This window comes from Chloroflexota bacterium (assembly GCA_020161265.1).
Taxonomy (GTDB): Bacteria; Chloroflexota; Chloroflexia; order Chloroflexales; family Herpetosiphonaceae; genus Herpetosiphon.
Genome location: JAIUOC010000003.1, coordinates 482,326 through 506,995, shown reverse-complemented (window position 1 = coordinate 506,995; position 24,670 = coordinate 482,326). Strand labels below are relative to the sequence as shown.

At 50.8% G+C, this 24,670-nt stretch carries 23 protein-coding genes; 8 read left to right on the top strand and 15 right to left on the bottom strand.

What is annotated here, in order from left to right; translation table 11 throughout:
* Window positions 1-26 precede the first annotated feature (26 nt).
* Both LCH85_09545 and LCH85_09540 read left to right on the top strand, forming a co-directional pair.
* Window positions 27-1,052 carry a hypothetical protein gene (locus LCH85_09545; protein ID MCA0352228.1) on the top strand — a complete coding sequence of 342 codons (1,026 nt, stop codon included), beginning with the start codon at window positions 27-29 and terminating at the stop codon, window positions 1,050-1,052.
* Window positions 1,053-1,067: 15 nt separating this feature from the next.
* On the top strand, window positions 1,068-1,511 hold the full coding sequence (locus LCH85_09540; GenBank protein ID MCA0352227.1) for a DUF3806 domain-containing protein: 444 nt from the start codon (window positions 1,068-1,070) through the stop codon (window positions 1,509-1,511).
* Between the two features lie 132 nt (window positions 1,512-1,643).
* Here the strand turns inward: LCH85_09540 and LCH85_09535 are convergent, their stop codons facing one another.
* Both LCH85_09535 and LCH85_09530 read right to left on the bottom strand, forming a co-directional pair.
* Complete coding sequence (locus tag LCH85_09535) at window positions 1,644-1,982, bottom strand: VOC family protein (protein ID MCA0352226.1); 339 nt, start codon at window positions 1,980-1,982, stop codon at window positions 1,644-1,646.
* 14 nt (window positions 1,983-1,996) lie between these two features.
* Window positions 1,997-3,166 carry a glycosyltransferase family 4 protein gene (locus LCH85_09530; protein MCA0352225.1) on the bottom strand — a complete coding sequence of 390 codons (1,170 nt, stop codon included), beginning with the start codon at window positions 3,164-3,166 and terminating at the stop codon, window positions 1,997-1,999.
* A 322-nt stretch (window positions 3,167-3,488) separates the two neighbouring features.
* Here LCH85_09530 and LCH85_09525 point away from each other — a divergent pair, with 322 nt between their 5' ends.
* Window positions 3,489-4,199: a DUF2071 domain-containing protein gene (locus LCH85_09525; GenBank protein MCA0352224.1), complete on the top strand. Its 711-nt coding sequence runs from the start codon at window positions 3,489-3,491 to the stop codon at window positions 4,197-4,199.
* 222 nt (window positions 4,200-4,421) lie between these two features.
* Here the strand turns inward: LCH85_09525 and LCH85_09520 are convergent, their stop codons facing one another.
* The 4 genes from LCH85_09520 to LCH85_09505 form a co-directional block, all read right to left on the bottom strand.
* A complete protein-coding gene (locus LCH85_09520) occupies window positions 4,422-5,402 on the bottom strand; it encodes an NAD(P)H-quinone oxidoreductase (protein ID MCA0352223.1) in 981 nt (326 codons plus the stop codon).
* A gap of 65 nt (window positions 5,403-5,467) precedes the next feature.
* The gene (locus LCH85_09515; GenBank protein ID MCA0352222.1) at window positions 5,468-5,974 is read right to left on the bottom strand and encodes an acyl-CoA thioesterase; all 507 of its coding nucleotides are present in this window, start codon (window positions 5,972-5,974) and stop codon (window positions 5,468-5,470) included.
* A complete protein-coding gene (locus LCH85_09510; GenBank protein MCA0352221.1) occupies window positions 5,971-6,435 on the bottom strand; it encodes a DUF4281 domain-containing protein in 465 nt (154 codons plus the stop codon). The genes LCH85_09515 and LCH85_09510 overlap by 4 nt, the downstream gene beginning before the upstream one ends.
* Before the next feature lie 9 nt (window positions 6,436-6,444).
* Window positions 6,445-7,377 (bottom strand): decaprenyl-phosphate phosphoribosyltransferase, encoded by a 933-nt coding sequence (locus LCH85_09505; protein ID MCA0352220.1) that lies wholly within the window; start codon window positions 7,375-7,377, stop codon window positions 6,445-6,447.
* A 443-nt stretch (window positions 7,378-7,820) separates the two neighbouring features.
* On the opposite strand from LCH85_09505, the gene LCH85_09500 reads away from it, so the two are divergent.
* The 4 genes from LCH85_09500 (at window position 7,821) to LCH85_09485 (ending at window position 11,931) form a co-directional block, all read left to right on the top strand.
* Complete coding sequence (locus LCH85_09500) at window positions 7,821-10,115, top strand: NYN domain-containing protein (protein ID MCA0352219.1); 2,295 nt, start codon at window positions 7,821-7,823, stop codon at window positions 10,113-10,115.
* The gene (locus tag LCH85_09495; GenBank protein MCA0352218.1) at window positions 10,112-10,783 is read left to right on the top strand and encodes a phosphoribosylanthranilate isomerase; all 672 of its coding nucleotides are present in this window, start codon (window positions 10,112-10,114) and stop codon (window positions 10,781-10,783) included. The genes LCH85_09500 and LCH85_09495 overlap by 4 nt, the downstream gene beginning before the upstream one ends.
* On the top strand, window positions 10,780-11,139 hold the full coding sequence (locus LCH85_09490; protein MCA0352217.1) for a hypothetical protein: 360 nt from the start codon (window positions 10,780-10,782) through the stop codon (window positions 11,137-11,139). Before LCH85_09495 ends, LCH85_09490 begins: the two co-directional genes overlap by 4 nt.
* A gap of 75 nt (window positions 11,140-11,214) precedes the next feature.
* The gene (locus LCH85_09485) at window positions 11,215-11,931 is read left to right on the top strand and encodes a Nif3-like dinuclear metal center hexameric protein (GenBank protein MCA0352216.1); all 717 of its coding nucleotides are present in this window, start codon (window positions 11,215-11,217) and stop codon (window positions 11,929-11,931) included.
* Between the two features lie 146 nt (window positions 11,932-12,077).
* Here the strand turns inward: LCH85_09485 and LCH85_09480 are convergent, their stop codons facing one another.
* The 4 genes from LCH85_09480 to LCH85_09465 all read right to left on the bottom strand — a co-directional run bounded on the left by LCH85_09480 (window position 12,078) and on the right by LCH85_09465 (window position 17,992).
* Entirely contained in the window at window positions 12,078-12,689 is a 612-nt protein-coding gene (locus LCH85_09480; GenBank protein MCA0352215.1) for a hypothetical protein, read from the bottom strand.
* A 14-nt stretch (window positions 12,690-12,703) separates the two neighbouring features.
* Complete coding sequence (locus tag LCH85_09475) at window positions 12,704-15,577, bottom strand: SUMF1/EgtB/PvdO family nonheme iron enzyme (GenBank protein ID MCA0352214.1); 2,874 nt, start codon at window positions 15,575-15,577, stop codon at window positions 12,704-12,706.
* Window positions 15,578-15,692: 115 nt separating this feature from the next.
* Window positions 15,693-17,162 carry a GTPase Era gene (gene era / locus LCH85_09470; protein ID MCA0352213.1) on the bottom strand — a complete coding sequence of 490 codons (1,470 nt, stop codon included), beginning with the start codon at window positions 17,160-17,162 and terminating at the stop codon, window positions 15,693-15,695.
* 29 nt (window positions 17,163-17,191) lie between these two features.
* Window positions 17,192-17,992, bottom strand: a complete 801-nt coding sequence (locus LCH85_09465; GenBank protein MCA0352212.1) for a DUF4230 domain-containing protein — start codon at window positions 17,990-17,992, stop codon at window positions 17,192-17,194.
* A 128-nt stretch (window positions 17,993-18,120) separates the two neighbouring features.
* On the opposite strand from LCH85_09465, the gene LCH85_09460 reads away from it, so the two are divergent.
* The gene (locus LCH85_09460) at window positions 18,121-18,330 is read left to right on the top strand and encodes a hypothetical protein (protein MCA0352211.1); all 210 of its coding nucleotides are present in this window, start codon (window positions 18,121-18,123) and stop codon (window positions 18,328-18,330) included.
* Window positions 18,331-18,375: 45 nt separating this feature from the next.
* Here the strand turns inward: LCH85_09460 and LCH85_09455 are convergent, their stop codons facing one another.
* The 5 genes from LCH85_09455 to LCH85_09435 form a co-directional block, all read right to left on the bottom strand.
* The gene (locus LCH85_09455; protein ID MCA0352210.1) at window positions 18,376-19,596 is read right to left on the bottom strand and encodes a hypothetical protein; all 1,221 of its coding nucleotides are present in this window, start codon (window positions 19,594-19,596) and stop codon (window positions 18,376-18,378) included.
* Between the two features lie 67 nt (window positions 19,597-19,663).
* The gene (locus tag LCH85_09450; protein ID MCA0352209.1) at window positions 19,664-20,620 is read right to left on the bottom strand and encodes a glycosyltransferase; all 957 of its coding nucleotides are present in this window, start codon (window positions 20,618-20,620) and stop codon (window positions 19,664-19,666) included.
* A gap of 6 nt (window positions 20,621-20,626) precedes the next feature.
* Entirely contained in the window at window positions 20,627-22,537 is a 1,911-nt protein-coding gene (locus LCH85_09445) for a GAF domain-containing protein (protein ID MCA0352208.1), read from the bottom strand.
* Between the two features lie 81 nt (window positions 22,538-22,618).
* Window positions 22,619-23,344 carry an RNA methyltransferase gene (locus tag LCH85_09440; GenBank protein ID MCA0352207.1) on the bottom strand — a complete coding sequence of 242 codons (726 nt, stop codon included), beginning with the start codon at window positions 23,342-23,344 and terminating at the stop codon, window positions 22,619-22,621.
* A 292-nt stretch (window positions 23,345-23,636) separates the two neighbouring features.
* Window positions 23,637-24,668 carry a hypothetical protein gene (locus LCH85_09435; GenBank protein ID MCA0352206.1) on the bottom strand — a complete coding sequence of 344 codons (1,032 nt, stop codon included), beginning with the start codon at window positions 24,666-24,668 and terminating at the stop codon, window positions 23,637-23,639.
* Window positions 24,669-24,670: the final 2 nt, after the last annotated feature.

Below are 24,670 nucleotides of genomic sequence, written 5' to 3'. Positions count from 1 at the left end.
GCTACTTGTTTGGTGTGGAGGATGTTATGAATTCATTGGCGGCAATCCCGCACCTTCACGATCTACCACAAGTGGTTGAAACCGTGAAACGGCGACAATTATCGGGCCGACTCACATGGATCGATCACATAGATCGGGTGCATTTATTTTTTGTGGATGGGATTTTACGCCATGGCCAAGTAGACCCACATGGCCAAATTGGCGAAGATGCGGTGGATTGGCTGTTGACGCGGCGTTCGGGCCATTTCGAGTGGAATGCTGCCGATAATTTATTTAAACCAGCGCATAGTATTAATGCCGACATGGTGGCAAATTTTGATCGTTTGTTAACGATTATGGTCGAGGGCGAAATTTTAAATCGCCCACCTGAGCACGATTTTGCGCTGGAGTTTTTCGGACTCAGTGCTGCGCCAATTCCAAAGGCTGCGTTAATTCCCCAGCCAGTGCGGCGTTCGTTGGTGCTCCCACCAGGCGAACACGACCCCAATAGTAGCAAGCAATTGCAAAGCCTGCCCTTGGGCAAGCAGTTGGAATATTTGCAAACTAGACGTTTTTCTGGTTATGTCTACTATCAACCTGGGCCACAAAGCACAGGTTTTGTGATGGGGATTGTGCTGTTCAGCGAGGGCCATCTGCGTGGCGTGCATGCCCAAGATTTGTCCAACGATCAGTGGTATAGCGCTAATCAGGCGTTACAACATTTGGCCAATGCTCATTCCCAGCCTGATCTCTACCAAACTCCTGCCCGTTTGATCGATGCATGTGCCGCGATTGTGGGGGCTGATCCCAGTCGGCCTGTGGCGATTGCTGCATCTAAAACGATGTTGCAACAAATAGTCAACGATGTGCATAAACGCAGTGCCACTGGCGCGGTCCAATTATGTGTACCCGATAAACCAACCCTGTATGTGCCGTTTTACCAAGGCCAAGTCATTGGTATCTTGGAGCATGAATCGGGCAATAGTCGCTTGAAACCAATGCCGAATAATCATCCATTACCCTTTGGTGTGCCCAACATCACCTTGCGCGTGCTCGAACAGGCCACCAAATAACCATTAAGGTCAGCTATGTCGCAACAGCAGAACATCGTTGCTGGATTAGAGCACTTGGCGCAACACTTTGTGCGCTCGGTGCAAAGCCAGCTTGGAATTGAGCTTGAATATAATCACGTGGCGGTAAAGTGGCTCAATACCTATATCGAACAAATTCGCCCAAATTATGAGCCTGAGCAAGTACCACCCAACTTGGTTCAATCGCTTGGGGCATTTCTCGGAGCCTGCATTATTGCCAACTACGGCGGGCGTTGGGGCCACGAACACGAAAGCAACGATTGGGGTATTGCGCTACCAGTTCAAGGCGGCGATATTTGGGTTTATCCCTTCAACAAGGTCTATAAACACATTGCAGCTGGTGAAGAACATTCAGTGCGCATGTTTTACGAGGCTATTCCCAATCTGATTAATCCCAGCCGGAACTGGGGTGGCCCACAGGATATCAAACTTACAACATAGAACATAAAAGATAAGGGATCAATTTAGCGATCAGGCGGTAGTCGCCTGATCGCTTTTTTTAACCCAAATGAGCATATCGTTATCGGCTATTAGCTTAACAAAAGGCAGATGTTCGGGTCGCAACCACAACAATCAACCTTTGTTATAGACCGTTTCAGCAGGTGGATAACAAATAACTTCGAGCATATTCCCATTTGGGTCGCGTAGATAAAAGCCTTTTGTGCCATCGCGATGGCGATCGATTGGTTGGTTATGTTGGGTTGCTAAGGCATTTAATTGCGTTTCATCAACCCGTACTGCCACATGCGGCGGGTGTTGATAGGCCATGACCAAAGCTAATTTCCCTTGGCCGATGCGCAAAAAAGCCCATGTCTCATCAGCATATAATACCTGCGCCCCACATTGCTCAACATACCAAGCCGTTGATTCAGCAATATTATTAACTACAACTGCAACATGATCCATTTCCATGGAGAAGCTCCTTGCTAAAGTAGGCGCTGATAGTGCTGGGATAATTGTCGCCCAATTGCTTGCCAATCGTAATGTTGGGCGATCAATTGCCTGCCTGCATCGCCGAGTTGTTCGGCCAAACGTGGTGTTTGCAATATGCGCACAAGCGCTGCGGCAAAGGTTTGTGGCGTTTCAGCAAACAGGGCGTGGGTTTCGTGGGTAAGTGCCAAGCCTTCAGCCGCCAAACTTGTCGTTACCAAAGGCAAACCTGTCGCTAAGCCCTCTAAAATTTTAATCCGCACGCCGCTGCCCCAAAAAATTGGCGCTGCCACCACCCGACTTTGACGATAAACATCAGCTAAATCGTCAATTGTGCCAGGCACTTGAATTGTAGCACTCGCAAGTTGTTGAATTTCAGGCGTAGGGCTACGTCCCGCCAGCATCAAGCGGGCTTCGGGCATTTGGGCTTGAACCAACGGCCAAACCTCACGCGCCAACCACAACGCCCCTTCAACATTCGGTGGATGAAAATAGTTGCCCACAAACAACACTTGTTGCGGAGCCTGAGGCTGGCGACATAGCGGCCATTGGCTTAAATCAACTCCTGCTGGCATAGTGACGACGTTGAGTTTTGGTTGCCAACGATTTAGAGTACGTTGATCAGTTTCGCTCAGCGTAACCAACAAATCACACTGGCGCAAGGCTCGCTGCTCATATAGCCATAAGCTGAGCAATCCAGCCAAGCGGCGAGCACGCAGTTTCCAATGTTTTTCGCGTTGCAACCGTCGCCATTGGGCCACAAAGCCAACTTGATGCACAGTACAAATAATCGCCTTTAGCCCCAAACGACGGGCAAATGGGGCATATTGGGCCATGGTTGTACCTTCAAGTTGGAGCAAATCTGGTAGATTGGTCGCCCAGCGCTGTTGCAAATAATCGCGCATCGGCTGCGAAAACTCCAAATGCACCGCTGGCGGATCAATTCCCCGACGATGAGGTTTGGTTGGCGCGAAGGCCTGTAGATCACGACACCATTGCGGCAACGGCCCCCAATCAACTGCTTGCGGTTGGTTGGCTAAACAATAACTATCGACAGTATAATAATTCCTTAATTGACCTAGCGCATTCAAACTATGATTTTTTGCACCAGCATGGGCTGGATACAGTGGGGTTGGGGTTAGTACACTGAGGCTTGCAGGTTGCATCAATCGGCCTACCGAAGCTAGAGAACGATTGGCCCAAGTATAGCAGACGAACAGAGAACATAGGGGGCAAGTCAGAAGTCAGAAGTCAGAAGTCAAAATAGGGATCAGGGGTCAGGATTCAGGGGTCAGGGTTTAGCACACAGAGATTTGGCTCTAGGCTATGGGCTATCGGAACCTAATCCTAACAATCTGTAACAAAATTAGGGTTCGGCATTTGGGCTATGGGATAGTACGCGCGAGTGAAACCCAACCCCTGAACTCTGTCGCCTCGCTCTGAACCCTACCCCCTGAGGCCTGAATCCTAATCAAAAAAGGAGCAACGATGAAAATCGCATTTCTATCAGCAGAATGGGCGAATTTAGGCTTATTCTCGTATGCGGTACCCGATCAATTATTGCAGCCCTATTTGCCAACTGGCTTAGAGCTTGATCGGCGTGATGGCTCGGCGTTCGTAAGCTTGGTGGTGTTTGATTTTCTAAAAACCAAGGTTTTAGGTGTGGCTTGGCCGGGCTTTCGCAATTTTGCCGAGATGAATTTGCGTTTTTATGTGCGCCGTGGTCAGCAACGCGGGGTGGTGTTTGTGCGCGAAATCGTGCCTCAATGGCTGGTCGCCACCTTAGCCAATGTCATTTACAACGAGCCGTATGTTGCCGCACCGTTGCAAAGTCATATCCAGCACAGCGCTAGCCAAATCACAGTAGAGCACAATTTATATTGGCAAGGTCAAACCAATTTGGTCAAACTGAGCGCCAGCAAACAGTTCTATCACCCAGCCGCCGATAGCACCGAACACTTTTTCAAGGAGCACGAATGGGGTTTTGGCCGCAAACGCAACGGCAAGCCAATCGTCTATCGGGTTGAACATCCAGAGTGGGATGTTTATCCGGTGGAGCGTTATCAACTGCAATTTGATTGGGGCACGATTTATGGCCCGCAATGGGCTTGGTTAGCAAACGAAACGCCCTATTCAGTCGTCTTGGCTAAAGGCTCAGCCGTCAAGGTTTTTCCCCATCAAAAATTGCCAAATGGCTAAACAGAGCATAGAACATAGGAGTTGGGGATCGGTTGTTGGGGGATGGGGATCGGTTTTTAACGCAGAAGAAATTGGCTATAGGCTTTGGGCTGTTGGCTCTCGGAATAATTGATGGCTAAAAAATTAACTTCGTGCTCTTCGTGTTCTTCGCGGTTTCAGCCCTTAGCGGCCTTTGTGGTTCAAACTATGTTCTATGTTCTATGCTCTATGCTCTATGCTCTTCTAGGCTACTCGCAGCACAATTTTTCCTACATGCTGGCTTGATTCCAGCAAGCGATGAGCAGCACTGGCTTCGGCCAAATCAAACACTGCTTCAATCACTGGCTGAAATGTGCCATCGGCAAAGCGTGGCAACACATCGGCCAGCATTTGTTGAGTTAACGCAGCTTTGGCGGCAATCGGGCGAGCACGCAAAGTCGTACCACAAATTGTCAAGCGTTTGAGCATCAATGTGCGTAGATCAAGCTCAGTTTGTGCTCCGCCCATTGTTGCAATAATCACCAAGCGCCCGCCAACCCGCAAGCTGGCTAAGTTATCGTTGAAATAACTGGCTCCTAGCATATCCAAAACCACATCAACGCCTTGCTGCTCAGTTAGTGCTTGCACCCGTTCAGGCCAGTGTTCAGTTCGATAGTTGATGCCTGCGCCTGCCCCTAATTCGCGGCAACGGGCAATTTTGGCCTCAGAGCCAGCAGTGATCAGTACTTCAGCGCCACGCCATCGCGCCAGCTGAATTGCCGCAGTGCCGATGCCTGAGCTGCCGCCATGCACCAACAAGCGTTCGCCAGCACTCAAACGGCCCCAATTAAACAAATTATCGTAGGCGGTCATCCACACTTCGGGAATCGCCGCAGCCTGTTCGTAGCTCAAATTTACCGGAATCGGCATGGCTAGCTCAGCCGGAATCACCACTTGCTGAGCATAACCGCCACCTGGCAGCAAGGCACAAACGCGCGTGCCAAGCGCTGGAGTTGCAACACCTGCGCCATGGCCAATCACCTCGCCGGCAATTTCTAGCCCCAAAATCTCCGAGGCTCCCGCTGGCGCTGGATACATGCCACGGCGCTGCAAAATATCGGCACGATTAACGGCAGTCGCATAGACCCGAATCAACAATTCGCCAGCTTGCGGCTGCAAATCGGCGACTTCGGCCAATTGCAACACATCAGCATCACCAGCTCGCTCAAATATAATTGCTTGCATAATTCCCTCATCGATCAAAAAACGTGCTGAGCAAGCCGCCCAACACGTTTACAAAAGCTACGCATTTAGAATGTTAGTGGGTCGGCAGGAATTGGCGCATCGTTGGCTTTGAGTCGTTCGCTGATCAAAGCTTTGATCTTAGCCCCATGCTCCCAATCGGCCTGTTCGGTTGGCGTTTCGACCAATAAACGCGGAATTGCGGTTGGACGGCCATCAATTCCGACCGAAACCATCGAATAAAAGCCAGTCGTACACCAGCGCCGCTCGCCCGAAATTGGATCTTCGGCCCAGGCATCAATCCGCACAATCAACGAAGTCGTGCCGGTGTAAATCACTTTGGCCAACATATCAACCAAATCGCCATGATGAATTGGCGTGCGAAAATCGATGCGTTCAGTCGAAGCCGTGACAACTTGCTGACGGCAAAAGCGAATCGCCGCAATCGCCGCCGCACGGTCCATCATCGCCAACACTTCGCCGCCAAACATCGTGCCATGATTATTGGTTTGGCCAGGTAGCACGATATCCGACATGCGGATTAACGGCGTTCGGCGGATTGGACGCTCGTTCATGCCGCACCTCGCAGGCGCAGCAGCACCTGATAGTAGGCTAAGCCCAAGGGGCCGCTCATCAAGGTGCAAAGCAGCGCAGGCACTACCAACCAATGCGGAATTTGTTTCTCTTGGGCATCGCGCAAAATCGCCCGCCCAACGAAGAAATCAAAAACCAAATAATGCGTCCAGCCCGCAAACGTGCCTTTGGGGCCGCCTTCTTGAAATAGTTTGCCGATTGAATCAAGGGTTGGATTAAGCATCGAGCTAAAACTAAAGCCATTGCCCTCGTTTTCAACCAGTGCGCCACCCAACATCGCCGCATAAAGCCCGCCCATCCCAATAAAAAAACGATCATCGTTGATCACCCGTTGAGTCCAGCGCGAACGCGGTGCGCCGATCATCAACAGCCAGCCTGGAATAATCGCCAAATTTGCAAGGCGGAACAGGCGATCCAACCACGGTGAACGCGATGTTTGCATAACCAACTCCTATTGGCGAAAGATATAACTAATCGATACAACCGTTATGCCCCAAAGCAGAATATCGGCCAACATTGGCAAATCCTTGAGCAATAACTCCTCAGGGCTGCCGCCTTCATCTTTTTTATAGACCAAGTAGAGATAACGAAAAATGCCATAGATCACAAATGGCACAGTGATTAACATTAATGGGAAGGGACTCTTAGGTATATGGGGATTAGTTGGGTCAAGTGTATACAAAATATAGGCAATCAAGGTGCTGGCGGTAATCAGCGAAATCATCTCTTGCAGCAGCTCGGTTGAATATTCATCGAGCACACGGCGATGGCTGCCAGCCCCAGTTTCGAGCAATACCAACTCATGGCGGCGTTTAGCAAGCGCCAAAAATAGCGATAGCAGGCCGGTACAAATCAACAGCCAAGGTGAAATATCGATGCCAAGCACCACCGCGCCCGAAACTGTGCGAAACACAAAGCCCGCCGCAATAATAAACACATCGAGAATCACCACATGTTTGAGTCGAAATGAATAGGCCAGTTGCATCACCACATACACAGCCAAAATAATTGCGACCCCCCGACTAAGCATCCATGCCAAGGGCAAGCCGATAACCAAGAAAATCAAGGTTGCGACAATCGCACTACTTGGGGCAAGATGGCCGCTAGCCAATGGGCGATAACGCTTTTTAGGATGATCGCGATCCTTCTCAATATCGACCAGATCGTTGATCAAATAAATTGAGCTAGCGATCAAACACCACAGACCAAAGGTTGCGAGCACCCGTAGCAGGCTTTGCGGGTTGGTTAGTAGCAAATCATTGGCAAAAATTAAGCCCGCAAACACAAAAATATTTTTGACCCACTGCTTGGGGCGCATGGTCAAAAACAGATATTTGGGCATTTTCGATAATTGAGGTTGAACCGCTTTATATGGCTGTTGCATACGAATAACTCTACTCCTTGAGCCTGACGAATCGGTTTCGCCTAGCGTTGATCATTCTACCTACCCATTGCATGTGCGTCAAACGTAACAGAGGGGATCGGTAGTTGGTTGTTGGGGGTCGGAAGCAATTCCTCAATCCGTTGATTGCTCCATATAATTCGGTGGCCGAGCCCCGATCCCCAATCCCCGATCCCCAGCTAGCAAATTTAGGACTATACACAGCGCGATGATATGGTATACTAGCCGCGTTGAGTATCCCATGAGAGGCGATGCCGCCCACACAATACATCATTCCAGCTGGTTTGATGTCGTCACTTGTCAAATTGTTTTTGCCTAATTGTTGGCAGTTTTAGGTGGTAATGGGTGACCGTACTCGATCACTCGCCAGAATTAAATGGCATGCCACAACCAAAATGACTGCCCAGGAGCACATTGGAATCCCTATGAACAAACCCAAGCAGGATGTTGCGGTTTTTATCGACTTCGAGAACATTTATGTTTCAGTTCGAGAGAAGTTCGACGCTACCCCTAATTTCGAAGCTTTGATGGAACGTTGCGAGGACTATGGCCGTGTTGTAGTTGCTCGCGCTTACGCCGACTGGTATCGTTACCCACGGATTACCAGCGCTTTGTTTGCCAATAATATTGAGCCAATGTATGTGCCAACCTACTATTATGATAAGGACGAAGGCCGCATGGGCCGTCCGATCAAAAATAGTGTGGATATGCACATGTGTATCGATGCAATGCGCACGCTCTACACCCGCACCAACATTGGTTCGTATATCTTTATCACTGGCGACCGCGATTTTATCGCCTTGGTCAATTGTGTACGCCAAGAAGGTAAAGATGTGATTATCGTTGGCATTGGCGGGGCTGCCTCCAGCCATCTCGCCCAAAGTGCCGATGAATTTTTGTTCTACGAGCAAATTGTCGATATTCGCCCGATGGGTGGCCGTCGCAACGAGCGCCACGAAAAAACCTTCGAGCGGGTCGAACGCCCAGAACGGGTTGAACGTAACGATCGTAGTGATCGTAGCGAACGACCAGAACGAGTTGAACGCAACGAGCGCCCAGAACGAGCTGAACGTAGCGAACGCAATGGCCGCGATGATCGCCGCCGCGAACGCGAACGCCCCGAAAAGCATGCCGAGCCAAATTTTGAGCGGCTTGATTCACGTTCGGAGAAAACAGCCGAACCACGGGTTGAAAAGCCCGCTGAAAAAGCTCCCGAAATTGTGGTGCGGCCAGCGCCAAGCACCGCGCCAGTCGTGGCAACCACCCCAAGCAATCCCGACGCAGCAATTTACGATAAGTTGGTTGAGGCTTTGCACTTAGCGCGGAAACGTGGCTATGTAACTTCATTTGGCTCGCTCAAGGTTCTGATGAAAGAACTGCTGCCCAACTTCAAGGAAAGCCGCTATCGCGATGCTCAAGGCAAGCCGTTCACCAAATTTACCGATTTTGTGCGCGAAGCCGAACGACTTGGCAAGATTCAAATCTTCACCAGCGGCACGGTTAACGAAGTCTTTTTGCCCGATGAAGATCCGTACAAACTTTCGCAATTTGCCGAAGATTTGCCTTCAGTTGAGGCTGAACGCGAACTCGAACAAGAGCTTGAGTTGCAAGCCGAATCAATCGCCCCAATCACGATCGAAACGATTGGCATCGCCGATGAGCCGATGGAATTGGCCGATGGCGAGGAAGTTGCCCCAAGCAGCGAACGTGGCGACCGCAATGGCCGTCGTCGCCGCCGCCGTGGCAGCAGCCGCAGCGAACAACCAGCCGTCGATGTGCTGCCCGAAGAGTTGAGCGAAACAATCCTTGTGCCAGCACCAACCGAAGGTTTCAGCTTTGGCGAACGTGAATGGCAGTTGTTCTATCAGGTGATGGGCGTTTATAGCGAGCCAGTGCCATTCGCCGATATCTTTAACGATCTTCGCGAAATGCGCAATACGGCTGAGCTGGATCTGACCAATAATGCTTTGAAGGAATTGATCAAACAAGCGATTAATGAGGGCAAAGTCCAACGCTCAAATCGTGGAGCCAAAGCCCATTATCGTTTGGTGCTCAACCCTGAACAGTTTGATGGGTCAATCCCAGCCTTCGAGCCAAGCGATCTAGCAGCCTTTGATGATGGCCCAAGTTTGCCTGACCTGGTTGATGAAGATCCACGTCTGTTGCCAGCCATGATTGGTGGTCAAACCATTGCGATTGACGACGATTACACTGCCCCAATCGATGAAGTGGCCTTGCCTGAAAGCTTTGAAGAACAGCCGTTGCCCGAAAGCGATGCCGATTATTCGTTTGCCGAGCCAATCGAGTATGAAGCACCTATGGCAACAGCAACCGCAGCCATCAAGCCGCGCAAGCCCAGCCGCCGCCGCAAATCGATTGTGCCATTGAGCGTGGCCGAAGCGATTGCTGCCAGCGTCGCCAATGATCCAGCGCCTGAGCCAGTGGTTGAAGTGGAAGCAGTAGCTGAACCTGTTGCCGAAATCGTCAGCAAACCAATCATTGAACCTGTGGTTGAAGCAGTGGCTGAGGAAAAGCCCAAAAAGCGGGGTAGCCGCCGGAAAGCTGCCGAGCCAGTTGAAGTCGTCGAAGAAAAACCTAAGAAAACCAGTCGCCGCAAAAAGGCCGAGCCAGTCGCTGAAGCCCCAGCTCCAGTCGAGCCAGCAAAAAAACAACCACGTCGCCGCAAAAAGGCCGCCAACGAAACTGGAGAAGAAGCGTGAGTTGGCCTGAACAGGCCATTAAAATCTGTGGTGTGCGTAGTGTCGAAGCCGCTGTAACAGCGGCTTTGGCAGGTGCAGACATGATTGGCATGATCTTCGCTCCCAGTAAACGCCAAATCCAGCCAAGCTTGGCGCTCGAGATTGTTCAGGCGGTGCGGGCAACTGCCATGCCATGTCAATTGGTTGGGGTGTTTGCCAATGCCAGCGCCGCCGAGATTAATCAGCTTGCGCAGCAGGTCGGCCTCGATCTGGTGCAGCTTAGCGGCGATGAAGATCCAACGATCGTCAATGAAATTCAATTTCCAATGCTTAAAGCTGTCCGTTTAACCAATCAAAATAATGAGCAAGCGTGGTATGATATAGCCCAAAGCCATCAACATGTGCGCTTGGTGGTCGATGCCCATGTGCCAGGCTCATATGGTGGGGCTGGGGTCTTGGCCGATTGGTCAGCCGCCGCCCAATTGGCCCAAACAACGCCCTTATTGCTGGCGGGTGGGCTAGAACCAAACAATGTAGCCCAAGCAATTCAAGTAGTTGCCCCATGGGGGGTCGATGTCAGCAGCGGCATCGAAACCGCTGGCATCAAAGATCTCACTAAAATAACTCAATTTGTGAAAACCGCGCAGCAAGCCTTGGATGCGCTGCGTGTTGCTAGGAGGAATTCATGAAATTTGGTAAATTGTTGCGCTTCGGTATCATCGCTGGTGCAGGAGCCTTGGTTTATCGGGTTTATAAACAATATAAGGCGGATCAAGCATTTGAGTTGGCTCCGGTCAGCAATTTAGGCTCAAACACCACCGCCGTCAGCGCCAGCAGCACCAAACGGTCAATCAGCCCTGAGTTGCTGGAAATTTTGGCTTGCCCAGTCGATAAAAAACCAGTCGAATTGTATAGCGATGCCAGCGGCAAAGAATGGCTGCTCAACCCACGCAACGGTTATCGCTACCCAATTGAAGATGGGATTCCGATTATGTTGATCGATGAAGGCGAAAAGCATAAAGATACCAGCCTGATTCGCGCCTAATTTGTCCAGCGTGGAACCCTATTACGGAAGGGAAGCCCTCCGGGCTTCCTTTTGTTGTTACTTGGAGTCTGGATCATGCCAAACCTCGCTGAACTTTCAACCTTCTTGCAAACCATCTTAGAGACCGAGTATTTTCCAAGTGAAGAACGGGGTACGATCTATATTTCGTCGGTGCGGCCTATTCGCCGCATGGGCTTTGCGCTCGATCCATGGCCTACCTTGCCATCATGGCTTGAACACGAAGATCTCGACGCGATCTTTTTGCATCGCCCGCAACAGCTTGATCGCGATACAGTGCCGCCAACCCGTGGGGTGCTCTACGCTGGCGCACCCTTTGATGAACGCTTGACGATTGGCTTTGTGCCACGCATGGCGGAAGTTTTGGGCTTACGCGGGCGCTCACCTATGGCTGATAAAAGTGGCCGTCCCTTGGGCATGGTCGGCGATCTGCCCAAGCCTGTAACAACTGCCGAATGGCGACGACTCGTCATGGATATGTATGGCGGGGTCGATGAGGTTTGGGAAAATAACGTTCAATCAATTCGTAAGGTAGCGATTGTTAACCAAATTACCCCAACCCTCGTGCAAGAGGCCGCGAATCGTGGTGCTCAAGCCTTCCTCACCCCAATTCTGCGCGAATCGGCCCAAGCCAGCTGTCGTGCCAACAATATGGCGGCCTTCAGCACCGGCATCAAACGGGCTGAACATTGGGGCTTACGCACCCTCGCAGGCATGATCCGCGAACGCTGGGCGGGCGTGCGCACGGCGATTTTTGAAGATCGCGGCCAGTAAGATTTAGAAGTTTGAATCTTTTCATAGCCCTCATCCCAACCCCTCGCCCACTGCGGCGGGCGAGGGGTATTCCACCCGTCATGTTAGGCTGATTCGCCTCGCGTGCAGGTAAGGGGTGAGGGCATGTCAGAGGGGATTTATCAGGTTTAGCGCAACAACGATAATAATTGATCAACCTCAGGATATTGGGCAAATTCTTCTAAATCGGCACGAGCTTGTTGGATTAAGCGCTGTGAATCATTACCATTGCGCTGAGCTTTGAGCGCATCGCCCACCGCTACTTCAGCATCGCTCAGCGCATGACGAAATGGGCTGCGTTGGCTACGAGCCATCGGCAATAAATGCTGAATCATATCGGCTGCTTGTTGCAAACTTGAAGAAGCTTGACCATTTTGTTGATTTACCGTAATTGTGCCCGTATTAACCCCTGCAACCACTCCATACACTGAGCTATTATTGAGATTAACCGTGCCACTATTTTGAATTGGCGCTTGCTGGCGATAATGCTCAAGCACCGCCTGCAACGAAGCTCCCCGCGCAGGATCAGTTTGATGGTTGTGACCACGTTGCCCCAGCACCAGATTAATTTGCTCGATCATCGCTTGAGTCTGGCTGATTTGGGCTTGGGTTTCGGCAGGCACGCTACCAGCACCCCATTGCCCAGCTTGTTGCGCCAGCATGCTCAAATTTTTGCGATGCTGCTCACGTAAATCATACAAATTTTGGGTGCTCATTTGCTCTAACATTGAAAGTTGCATAAATCTCAGTTCCTTTATTCGGCGTGACCGATAATCAAGCGCACACCAATATTTGGGCCATGGCTAAATGGGCGATGCTGCAAGCGCGAACGACAACGCGCAAAATAGCGATTATGAAACCATGAACCACCACGCACAGCGACCATCAAATCGCGATGTTGCAAACGGCGATTACGCGTCGTTTGTGGGTCAAGTTCAGGATCGCGATTGATGCTATTGGTCCATTCGCAAACGTTACCTGCTAAATCCATTGGGCCATCGCTCCATGTGCCATAGGGAAACATGCCCACCGGAGTCGGTTGCTCAAGCTCGCTTTCACTGGTGTTAGCATGATCGTTGCGCCATTCATCGCCCCAAGGGTACTCGCGTTCGCTATGTTGGCTGGCGGCAAGCTGCCATTCAGCCTCACTGGGCAAGCGTACCACCAAATTTGGCCCAAGCGCATCAAGTTGAGGCCGTAGTTGCACCGTGAGCCAAGCACAAAAGGCATTCGCTTCGTACCAATTAACTCCAACAATTGGCTGGGTTGGGTGATTGAAACGTTCGTTATGCCATAAATCGGGCAAGCGGCGCGGAGCCGCCCACGGTGGCAAGCCATGCAGCCACGAAGGATCACCCCGTCGCCAATGCCGCGCATCGTCGTTCTGCCACCACTGATCATCCAAATACCCACGAGCAGCAATAAATTGGCTATACTCAAAGTTGGTCAAAAGATAGCGGCTCATCCAAAAACGCTCAACGCTATAGGTTTGAGGGCGGGCATGCGGATCTTCCAGCTCAACGCTGCCAGCATGAATGCAAACAACCCGCTCCGTCAGCGCAATGAGTGCGCCATCTTCACCAATAAAGCGGGTATCGCCGATTGCGCCCAGCACTAAGGCCGCCCGCAAACGGGTGGGAAAGGCGATGCGTGGTGGAGCCCAACGCCGGACCCCACGGCTACTGCCACTCAAACCGCCAATATTTTTGAGATGATTAACCGCTTGTTGCCATAAATTGCGCCGCCCAGCACTGGCAACCTTCGCTTTACCTATCGCCAAAAGCAGGTGCGAGCCTTGCACCTGTTCATCGGGCATACCACCCAATAAATCTTGAATCACCCCAAAAATGAAGCTTTGCTTTTGAATGTAGGGGGCAAAATTGGCCATATAGTGCAAGCAAACCCGCCAATGCTCGCTGCCAGCCCGTTCAATACATTCGTCATGGCGCTCTTGATTGAGCAAATACATGCCCGCCAAAAATTGCTGAAACAACCGATGGGCAAAATCATAATGCGGATTATCTTGTTGATTATTGCTGGCCTCTTGCAGCAAGCCATTGCTATTGATCAAGCGCAAGGTTGCATTACCAACCGCCTGCGAGAGCATATGAATTTGATTGGGATGCGGATAGCGATCACTATAATAACGCTGTACCACCATATTGATTTGCTGCAAACTAAGCAACGCTTTGCCCTGAATTTCCTCCTGGCTATGGGCATAATAGCCCAACAAGGCAACCAAGTCATACAAATCTTCAAGCGAAACGGCGATAGCCTCAGGCGCACGGCGTTTAAGCAATTCGTCGATACAAATGTGCAACAATTTGCCTTCGCTCTCGGGCAAATCAGTGTGCACCATATTCACATGCACGGTCAGCGCCAAAAGCAACGGTGTGCGTGTCAGTTCATGCAGCATCCCCGATTTCATCAACTCGGCATGCAGTTTGGCATGCTTTTTACGAATGCTGACAATATCAGCGTGTGAGGCATGCAAACGCCCCAATTCGCTATAGTAATTGGTGATATACACATGTTGAGCGGTGAGATCAAACGGCATCAACTGAATTGTCGGCCAATCGTAGAGCTGGCGCGAGGGAAACGGCGGCGGCAATGGATGCTCATAATCAAATACCCGACATGTGACAATAATTCGGCTTTTGTGAAACATGCGCTGAGCATGTTCGATACAGCGTTTGACAGCGGCAAGATGTTCGGGCTGCACTTCATCAAGTCCATCGAGCAGCAACAAGCCATTGCCATTGATCAATAATTCTTCAATTGCATCTTGCAGGCGTTGTTGGCGCTCAACTTCGATGCGCTGAAAGCCGACATCGCTATTGATGGCGCGTTGGCCAAAACGCCCAGCCAATTGCAATTCGGTCACAACTTCCCAAAAAGCGGCGGCAGTTTGTTGCTCAGGGTCGGCTGGTGGTTGGACATGTTTGAGCCGCACGCGCACTGGCACAAGTTTAGTGTGCATCCAACCTTGGCTATGCAAAAATTCAGCTTTGCCTGGGTCAAGCAAGGCCGCCGCTTGAGCCGAAGCCAAGTATGAAACCACCGTCGTTTTGCCACCACCAGGCACGCCCAAAATCACTGAACGCTGATGTTGAATTTGGTTGAGCGCCTTGAGAATCGAATCTTGTAATTGCGGGCGTGGCTGTGAGCTACCCAACAGCAACGATTGCAACAAGGCATCGCCAGCAATCGGCCCATAAAAGTCGGCTTGCAGCATGGTAAACACTCGCTGCAACGACATACGCTCTTGATCGCTATCTTGCACATCAGTGCCCAACACTAGGCGATCAGCATTGCCCTGAACATGAGCCAGATAGTGCAAAATCAATTGATCAGTGCGTTCACCAGTGCTCAAGGGCGCATTAAAAACTTGGTTGATCCAGACATGGCCAAGATTGGTCATCACGCTCGAACCATAGACTTGGCCTTGGGTAGCGGCAGGGGCTGGTGGTTCGAGCACAGCGGCAGCTTGTTGAGCCAACAAACTTAGTTGGTGTTGATGTTGCCCAATCATCTGATCAAGCGCCTCGATCAAATCTTGGTCGCTTTCTTGGGCACGGCGGGCTTGTAAATTAATAATTTTCTGACGGATTCGCTCAACATCGTGCATAGGCCGCCTCATGGATTACAAAAAAAATACCATACATTGTAGTATGGCATAAAATACCTCAAACGGGGGATGCATATCCCCCGCCATTTGTCCACAAAGGGTTAGCCTATAGGGGTTAATCCCTGAAGAATTTCACGTCGTAGCCGAGCCAACGAAGCTCATTGGGCTTTTGTCGCCAATTCTCGCGCACCTTGATCCAGAGGTCGAGATAGATTTGGCGGCCAAGTGAGCGCTCGATTTCGAAGCGTGAGGTTGCGCCGATTTTGCGCAGCATCGAGCCACCTGCACCAATGATGATGCCTTTTTGCGAATCTTTTTCGACCGAAATATTGGCGCGAATGTAAACAACCTTGCCGCGATCTTCCCATTCTTCAACTTCGACTGCGATTGAATGGGGAATTTCTTCCTCGGTGTTGAGCATGACTTTTTCACGAATCATCTCGGCAACCAAGCTGCGCTCGGACACATCGGAAAGTTGATCTTCGGGGTAGAGTCGATGGCCAACCGGCAAGCGCTGAACAATTTCGGCTAGCAAGGTTTCCATACCCAATTTATCACGGGCCGAAACCGCCACTTCCATCTCCCACGGCGCAAGGTCGCGATATTCTTGCAGATGCTTATCGGCTTCATCAGTGGCATCGACTTTGTTAAGCACCAAAATATGTGGCTTGCGTGAGAGCAAGACCATCTGGGCAATTTCACGATCCATGCGGTTGGGTGGCACGGTAATATCGACCATAAAACAGATCACATCGGCATTTGGTACTGCGCGTTTGGCCACATCGACCATAAAGTTACCAAGTTTATGGCGAGGTTTGTGAATGCCTGGGGTATCCACAAAAATAATCTGGGCATTGGGGCCGTTGAGAATCCCACGCACAGGCACGCGGGTAGTTTGCGGTTTTGGCGAAACAATCGAGACCTTTTGACCAAGATAGGCATTCAATAAGGTTGATTTGCCAACGTTGGGCTTGCCAACCAAAGCGACAAAACCGCTATGCACTTCTTGATCGGTTGGCAGCAAGGGCTTGGGCAAGTTTGGGTTGAGTTTGATTGGCTGATGAACGGCTGGTCCAGCTTCGTCCTCGTCTTCAGCCGTGGGTTCAGCTTTAACCTCAAGTTTGGCAGCTGCTTGCTCGTCGTCAGCATCTTCATCGGCCTCAAACTCATCGTCGGACTCTTCATCGAAGGCCACCAGCCATGGATTAAGCACTTCGAGGCGTTCGTTAAGGCCAAATTCGATCATCGCTTGAACTTCAAGGCCCAAAGCACGGCCTTTGCGATCAAGGTCAACAATCGCGTCGTAGGGCAACTCTTCGGTTGTAGCAACAACGTGCTGGCCAAAGCTAAGGGTAAGTTGCTGGGCTGCCTCGTCGTAGCTTAATTCTTCAAAGCCTTGGGCATATTGCAAAAAGCTCTTTTTCGGTGCTGAAGCCAATTGCAACCGCACGCCAACAATCTGCCCAGCAGCATCTAATAAAAAGACCCCTGGAATTTCCAGCTGGCTGGCATCATCGCCTTCGTTAATATCGGTAAAATAGGCGTATAACGCCCGTGCATCAGCATCAAAAGTAAGTTCTAACATAACTCCATCAAATTCTAGTGTTAAGCACTTTAAGGTTTAATTGGAACAGCAGTTCCCGAAAGACTACCACCACTACTGGTTGGGGTTGGGGCAACGCTGGGTTGGGCGGTGCTATTCGTTGGGACATTGGCTGGCGCTGTTGGTTCAATTGCATTGGGCTGTTGGGTAGCCATTTGATTGGCACTACCAGCACAATCGCCAACTTTGCTCACAATCACCGTCACGTTGGTATAATCGACAGCATAGAGCAAATCGCTGACATTTTTTTGAGCTTCAACCGCAGCCCGATCAAGCACGCCGCTTTCGCAAGCATTGGCGATAATTGATTGTTCAGCAAAATTACGAGCACCACTTTCGAGATTGATATCACCACGACTCAGCCAACCTTGTTCACGATCGTAAACCCGCGTCGCCTGATTATCGAGGCGCGAGTAGATGATCCGAGCTGGTGGCAAAGTAATTTTAATCGACTTGCCTTCGATCACAATCTGATCATCGCGGAGTTCGCTCATGTCGATGCCAGCAGCTACTTCGCCACGAGCCTGCAACAGAATTCGATCGCCATAGAGCAATTCTTGGAAGAAGTTGCCTTCACTCCGCGCCTCGATCACTTGATCGGCCTGATACGAAAAGGTGATCCACTCGTCACGAGCACGTAATTGTTGCACAATCGCTGGGCCTTGGGCATTATTGACGGTTTGCGGTTTGGTAAACCACAGGCCAATTGGATCGAAAAGGCCCGTAATTGACAGCACGACCATAATTCCAAGTGCTCCGATGAGCAGAAAAAACAAACTACTAATACAACCAGAGTTGCGTTGACGATACATCTAGGAGCCTCCTTTGATGAAGCTCAATCATTAAGGTACTTGCTAGTATAGCCGAAAAATGCTGGCGTGGTGCATTTTCTGCTATAGCTTGGGCTATAAGGGTTTGATATTTAGCTTAGGAGTCTGTTATGAGTGAGCCATTATTTAAAGATGCTGATGAATTTGAGCGTACCTACGTTGGCGAACAAGCATCCGACGCTACGGTTGTGCCGCCAGTTGCAGCTAACCCAGCCCTTGAACATGGCACAATGCCAACTCCGCCACTGTATGTTGATCGTGATGGTTTGCACGCTGCGCCGGTAACTCTCGATGAACCTGAAAAACGTAATGCCGATTAAAGAATCCTGCCACACCCAGTATATTGAGTGTGGCAGTTTTTTGAATTACTGATCTAAGGTCGTTGCCCATTGCATATTAGCCCCGCTCAAGGCCAAATTAGCCACTGGGCTAGCATTGCTCGGAACCCATTGGAGTTGGGTTTCGGCCATCATCGAAGGCACAATCACTGCCCCGCTGCCATCAGGCGACCATAGGACACTGCCAACCGTTTGACTATCTTGGCGCAAAGCGGTAATTGTGCCATCAAGCCCAACTTGGCTCAAGGTCAAAGGAGCCGAAATCTGCATAGGATCGCTGCTGTTGACCGTGCCCACAAAGGCTAAGTGACTACCATCGGGCTGCATGAAAACACTCGAAACTGGCTGAAATGGCTCAACATTATCGCCATCAATTAATGCCTTCGATTCGCCAGTGCTCGGATTGATATGCCACCAGCCAGTTGGAAACATGCCAAATGCTTCGTTGGTGACGTTGATTGCGCTGCCATCTGGCTCCCAAGCAACATGGCAACATGGATAATTGCCATCAATTGTGATTGTTAATGGCTCAGATGTGGTTAAATCAAACAGCACCAAATTGCCACCCTCAGGCACGAAACCAGCATTAGCCAGAATGGTTGTACCATCGGGCGACCAACTATTGGGGCCATACAACACCGAGTAATCGTAAATGTCGGCAAGCGCTGAATCGCTGCTACTGGTGTGGGGTTGCAGCAGCGTTTGCTCGCCAGTGATCAAATTGTAGATTTGCAAACCGCCCCATGAAAAGGCAATCGAACTGCCATCAGGCGACCAACGTGGCGTATTCAATTGATCACGATGCATAATGTTGGTATCTGCTTGTGGGTCAATCGTTGGGCCATCCACCAAAATTTGGCGATTTTGACCCAAGCCATCAACCAGAATCAGATCATTATCGGCAATGTAGGCAATTTGGCCAAGCGTGCTGACATGATAATCAAACACGCCATTAGGCTCGTTTGTGATCGACGTGAGGGTGTTGCCATCAGTTTCCAGGCGCATAATTTGCACCCCATTGGGCTGTGATGAAATCGCATACAACGGCTGGGGCAGGAGTTCACTCATCACTTCGGGGCTTGGGGCCATCGTTGCAGCTACAGTGGGAATAATTGTTGCTGCTGGTAGGATGGTAGGCTCAGCGGCAATCACATTGGTGGTTGGCTGGGGTTGGCTGGTGGGCGTGGTAGCACTGCTACAGCCAACCAAGCCAAGTAATAAACACGCCAACCCGCGACGATAACGCATCGGTATCCTCCTATTTCTTCAAAATCCAGAGAAATCGATGCTATCAAAGGTTGTTGCTGCTTGTCAATCAGCCATTTGTTGGTTTGCGCAAGCGTACCAGCCAGCCAACCGGGTAGCCGAGCATTTTGGCAAGATCGCCAACTATACGAATTAATGGCGGTAAACTCAAGGTTTTGCTGCGGCGAGTTAATGACCAGCCTTTGGTTGCTCGCCATAACCGTCGATAGGGTTTGCGGGTGTAGCCAGCAATCCCCAAACTTAAAACACCGAAGAGCCCTGGGCGTTGGGGCAGGTTGCGGATCAAAAGGAGTAGACCGAGATAGGTGGCATAGCGAATCGCATGGCGTAACGGCCAAAGGTTGGCAACCCCATCTCCGCGTGCATAGAAGAAATATTGGCGAAAGAGGGCACGAAAACTTGAGCGCGGCTGAAAATGCACAACTGCATCGAGCACCGCTGTGCTGCGAAAACCCGCCGCCACTGCCGCCCGATCAAACACCAAATCTTCGCAATGGTCGAGCCATTCGGGATAGCCGCCCACGGTTTGCCACACAACTTTGCGAAAGGCCACCGATTGCCCTGCCGCCAAAAATCGGCTTGAATCAACTTCTTCGGCCAAAGGATAGTTGGTCGCGCCGATCGCGGTTTCCAGATCGCTGCGCGGTGCTGCTTGGTAAAACCCAGCCACCAAATCTGCTTGATCTGCTTCGAGTGGTGCGACAATTCGTTCAAGCCATGTGCGATCGAGTGCTAAACCAGCATCGGTCGAGGCAATTAAGTCGCCTTGGGCATGCAAAATAGCGTTATTCCGACCAGAAGAGATATTAAAACCGCCATGGACCAAGCGAATTGGTGCACCCCGCTCAATATAGGTTTGAACAATCGCAGCAGTTGAGTCGGTTGAGCCGCAATCATTGACCACAATTTCATCGGGCTGGCGGCTTTGTGCCAACATCGAATCTAGCAAATCGGCGATGTTATCGGCCTCGTTTTTAACTGTGCAAATTAACGATAGCTGGGTCATGCTTGCTTAATCATCCAACTCATCAGGCGCGAAGGTAATTAATGCCCGTGTCCATTCAGTTTCACGTTTGAACTCAAATTTGCCGCCAAGGTCGGTGTTGACGAGGGTTTCGATAATTCCCAAACCCAGTCCAGTGCTTACACGGCGTTTGACTGGCTCAGGTCGGATTGGACCATCGTCGCGCACTTGAACACAAGCCTGTTCTTCGTTTTCCATCCAGCCGTCGATGCCAATAATGCCGCCTTCAGCGCTCAGACCATGATCAAGCGCATTATGCACCAATTCGTTGATCACGATCGCCAGCACGGTGGCCGCCCGCGCATTGACCGAAACTGAATCGCCAGTGATCAAAAACTCAACTGGCGTTTCGCTTGGTAGGCTCATCTGAATATTTTCGGCAATTTGCTTGGCAATATCTTGCACCGTGGTTTGGCCTTCGCCATCGTGGCTGAGCAAATTATGAACTGCGGCAATTGCATGGATGCGGCGCACACTATCATCAAGTGCTTGCCGACCCTCAGTTTCGGTGTTCAAACGCCGCGCTTGCATTTGTAACAACGCCGAGATTGTTTGTAAATTGTTGCGCACGCGATGATGAATTTCTTGCAGCAAGGTTGATTTGATCGTCAGATTGCGCTGGGTTTCTTCGTACAAGCGGGCATTTTCTATGGCAATTGCGCCTTCATCGGCAAAGGTGGTGAGCAATTGCACCTGCTCATATTCAATATGGCGCGGCGCATAGCTATAAAAACACAATGCCCCAATAATGCGGTTGCCCGTGCGCATCGGCAGGGCAAACAACGAATGAAAGCCCTCGCGATAGGCAATCGCCTGCACTCCCGACCAACGTTCGTCGGTATAGGCATTTGGCACGGCAATCGCGCGATGCTCACGAATCACCTGCACGATCATATCTTCTACGCCAGAAGTGCGGCCAGGCCCATACGAAGCCAACATTTTCACCTTGTTGTTGGGGCGCACCTGGAAAATATCGGTGCGATCAACGTCGGCAATCTTGACAGCTTGCTCCACAATCAAATGCAGCAACGTATCAACATCCAAGGTTGATGCTAGTGCCGCCGTTACGCGTTGTAAGGTGGTTAATTCACGAATTTTTTGGTGTAAACGGGCATCAGTTTGTTGATACATTTGGGCATTGGCGATTGAGAGCGCAATTTCCCCCGCCACAACCTCGAGATATGAGGTTTGCTCTTGGGAAAATTCATGCGGATCGCGATTTTGGACCGTAATCACGCCTTGCAGGGTTTCGATATGGTGGCGTTCGCTGGCAAATAAAATCACTGGCACTGCCAACAGCGAGCGAAAATGCCATTCTTCGAGCAGCGGCTCAAGTTGGTAGCGTGGCTCATTGCGCACATCAAAAATCGCCACAGGCTTGCCCAATTCGCCAGCCCAACCAGTCACGCCTACACCGATTTCTACCTCGACCGTGCCAATCGCCTTGGGATTCAGCCCACGCGTCGCGACCAAACGCAACATGCGCCGATGCTGATCAAAGAGATAAATCGAGCAGACATCAACCCGCATCACATCGCTGACCGTATCGACGACTGTTTGGAGTGAGGCATCAATATCGAGGGTTGAGTTAGCGGCGCTAATAATGCGATGCAAGCCATCCAACTGCTGTACGCGGCGCATCAAGTGGTTTTGCCAGTGGCGAGTACGTTGCTCCTCGCGGGCGGCAGCATAGCCAAGTAAGAGATCGGTTACCACCGCACTGGGATCAAGCCGAGCTTGGGTAGCGGCTTCGATGCCAAGTTTGGTCAGCATTTGCGGATCTGCGTTCTGGCTTTGCCAAGTTGCGCCAAACGCCCGAAGTTCCTGCGCCTGCGCCACTGCATTATCATTCTGAAGAATCGCGAGAATAGCTGCGCTCGGAGCGCTTGTATCGATCATAACCAGCGTGCCTCATTGCAGTCGTCGTGCCGAATGAGTGTAGAGCAATTGTCGGCTTTTTGCAAGAAGGCACCGCAATTTTTAATGCGTTGGAAGCGTTGCCAACATTTTGCGGCAGATTGCGGTTACGAGGGCAATTTCGCTTGGGCTAGGCCTTGAACGAGCCAGCAGATCACGTATAACCCGCACTGCGCTGGCTTGCTGCCCAGCTGTGCGCGAAAATTTAAGCTTGGTCAAAAGTTGGTCAAGCAAATTGAGCAGCAGATCGTGGGAAGCTTGGTCGGCTAAATCAGGGCTAGGCAATGGCTCGACGCTCGTAGCCAAGCCGCGAATCGTATACAACGCCAACAGCACCGCATCAGCCAAATTCAATGAAGGATAACTTGGATCGACCGGAATACTGATTAATTGGCTGCATTGCTCGATTGCGGCGTTATCCAGCCCACGATCTTCGCGACCAAATACCAAGGCCACTGGAGCTGTCACCGCTAGCGCAGCCAAGGTTGGCGCAAATTCAGGCAAACTAACCGCTTGGCGCTCGCCGCGACTACGCCCGCTAAACCCAACCACATAGTTCACATTGGCTAAGGCCTCACCAAGACTGGCATAGGTTTCAATTTGATTCACCAATGCACTACTGCGATGGGCCATATCGTCAAGCCGCTCGATTGAGTAGGCGACTGGCTGAACCAAGCGCAAGCGCTGAAAGCCAGTGTTGAGCAAGGCCCGTACCGTCGAGCCAATATTGACCTCGCGCTGTGGTTCGTGCAATACGGTAATTACATTGCTAAAAATCGTTGAACTCACGACAAATCCTTATTTAGCGTTCTTAGCATCCGACGTGGATTAACATTTAACCTAAAGGTGCAGAGGAATAAAGGGGTCAGAAACCGCGAACATTGATCCACGAAGAACACGAAGGACACGAAGAACGGAACCGCGAAGGACGCGAAGATCGCAAAGCATAATTTTAGCTACAAATTGGATTCTTGTCGTGTTTCCTGATCCCTGATCCCTCACCGCTAGTTGCTCTCTGCGACTCTATGTTAAAACCTAGCTCCTCATCCCTATGCTCTATGTTCTATGTTCTATGCTCTCATTAGGGAACCCGCGTCATACCGCCGATATCGCCTGGCTCTTCGATTAAAACTGGTGGATTACCGACCAAATCCATCTGCCAAAGGCCCGAAAATGTCCAAATATACAACAACGAACCATCAACGACGATCCGTGGATCTTCGAAGATTTCGCTATTGACGGGCTTGCCTTGACCTGTCGCCAGATCAACCGACCAAACTTGCCAGCCCAAACCATGGGCAGATGCTGGCTTAACAAACCAATCGACCCAGCTTGGCTGACGTTGGCTAATCGTCAAAGGGCTGGCCGCAATATAAATCGTTTTACCATCCGCCGACCAGATTGGTGCTTCTAAGGCACTCACCAACGTGGGTTGATCAAACAGCACCCGTTCTTGTTTGGTTTGCAAATCGTAGAGATACAAGGTTGGGTAAATGCCGTCGCGGGTGCGCACGAAGGCTAATTGACGGCCATCAGGCGAAACTGAAGGAAACGTTCCGGTCATGACGAGGGTTTGTTGCACACCACTAGCAAGATCAATCGCTACAATTGAGCTGCCTGATTGCAAAAAGACCCCATCGTTATCAAAACGCAAGGTTTGATACACCCCATACAAGGTTTTGCCATCAGGCGACCAAACAGGCGTATCGAGTGAATCGTAAATTTGCTGACCATCGCGCTTGCCACCATCGGGCACAAACAACGATTTACTGGCTCCGCCATCAACCGCAATTTGATTGGCATGATTAACGGGCACAACAAAGGGTTGCTCAGCACTGGGAGTTGGCACAGGTGGCCGATACGAATAGACCACGCTTTTGCCATCGGGAGCAATACTAGGGAAGGTTGAGTAGGCATTGGGCGCTTCGTTGGTTAATTGCGTCCACTGTTTAGCGGGCAAATCGAAACGCCACAAATCCCCACCCCGCGAGATAATCAGCGAAATATCGCCAAGCTTGGGGGCAACCGCAGCTGGCGGGGTTACCGTCGCCGAATTAGCCGCCCCACAACTTGACAAGAGAATACAAACAAGAACACAAATCACGAATCGCATGA

Bases quoted from the DNA above. Each gene is read 5' to 3' on its own strand.
- LCH85_09545 (MCA0352228.1), top strand. From the start codon at position 27: ATGAATTCATTGGCGGCAATCCCGCACCTTCACGATCTACCACAAGTG.
- LCH85_09540 (MCA0352227.1), top strand. From the start codon at position 1,068: ATGTCGCAACAGCAGAACATCGTTGCTGGATTAGAGCACTTGGCGCAA.
- LCH85_09535 (MCA0352226.1), bottom strand. From the start codon at position 1,982: ATGGAAATGGATCATGTTGCAGTTGTAGTTAATAATATTGCTGAATCA.
- LCH85_09530 (MCA0352225.1), bottom strand. From the start codon at position 3,166: ATGCAACCTGCAAGCCTCAGTGTACTAACCCCAACCCCACTGTATCCA.
- LCH85_09525 (MCA0352224.1), top strand. From the start codon at position 3,489: ATGAAAATCGCATTTCTATCAGCAGAATGGGCGAATTTAGGCTTATTC.
- LCH85_09520 (MCA0352223.1), bottom strand. From the start codon at position 5,402: ATGCAAGCAATTATATTTGAGCGAGCTGGTGATGCTGATGTGTTGCAA.
- LCH85_09515 (MCA0352222.1), bottom strand. From the start codon at position 5,974: ATGAACGAGCGTCCAATCCGCCGAACGCCGTTAATCCGCATGTCGGAT.
- LCH85_09510 (MCA0352221.1), bottom strand. From the start codon at position 6,435: ATGCAAACATCGCGTTCACCGTGGTTGGATCGCCTGTTCCGCCTTGCA.
- LCH85_09505 (MCA0352220.1), bottom strand. From the start codon at position 7,377: ATGCAACAGCCATATAAAGCGGTTCAACCTCAATTATCGAAAATGCCC.
- LCH85_09500 (MCA0352219.1), top strand. From the start codon at position 7,821: ATGAACAAACCCAAGCAGGATGTTGCGGTTTTTATCGACTTCGAGAAC.
- LCH85_09490 (MCA0352217.1), top strand. From the start codon at position 10,780: ATGAAATTTGGTAAATTGTTGCGCTTCGGTATCATCGCTGGTGCAGGA.
- LCH85_09485 (MCA0352216.1), top strand. From the start codon at position 11,215: ATGCCAAACCTCGCTGAACTTTCAACCTTCTTGCAAACCATCTTAGAG.
- LCH85_09480 (MCA0352215.1), bottom strand. From the start codon at position 12,689: ATGCAACTTTCAATGTTAGAGCAAATGAGCACCCAAAATTTGTATGAT.
- LCH85_09475 (MCA0352214.1), bottom strand. From the start codon at position 15,577: ATGCACGATGTTGAGCGAATCCGTCAGAAAATTATTAATTTACAAGCC.
- era (MCA0352213.1), bottom strand. From the start codon at position 17,162: ATGTTAGAACTTACTTTTGATGCTGATGCACGGGCGTTATACGCCTAT.
- LCH85_09465 (MCA0352212.1), bottom strand. From the start codon at position 17,992: ATGTATCGTCAACGCAACTCTGGTTGTATTAGTAGTTTGTTTTTTCTG.
- LCH85_09460 (MCA0352211.1), top strand. From the start codon at position 18,121: ATGAGTGAGCCATTATTTAAAGATGCTGATGAATTTGAGCGTACCTAC.
- LCH85_09455 (MCA0352210.1), bottom strand. From the start codon at position 19,596: ATGCGTTATCGTCGCGGGTTGGCGTGTTTATTACTTGGCTTGGTTGGC.
- LCH85_09450 (MCA0352209.1), bottom strand. From the start codon at position 20,620: ATGACCCAGCTATCGTTAATTTGCACAGTTAAAAACGAGGCCGATAAC.
- LCH85_09445 (MCA0352208.1), bottom strand. From the start codon at position 22,537: ATGATCGATACAAGCGCTCCGAGCGCAGCTATTCTCGCGATTCTTCAG.
- LCH85_09435 (MCA0352206.1), bottom strand. From the start codon at position 24,668: ATGCGATTCGTGATTTGTGTTCTTGTTTGTATTCTCTTGTCAAGTTGT.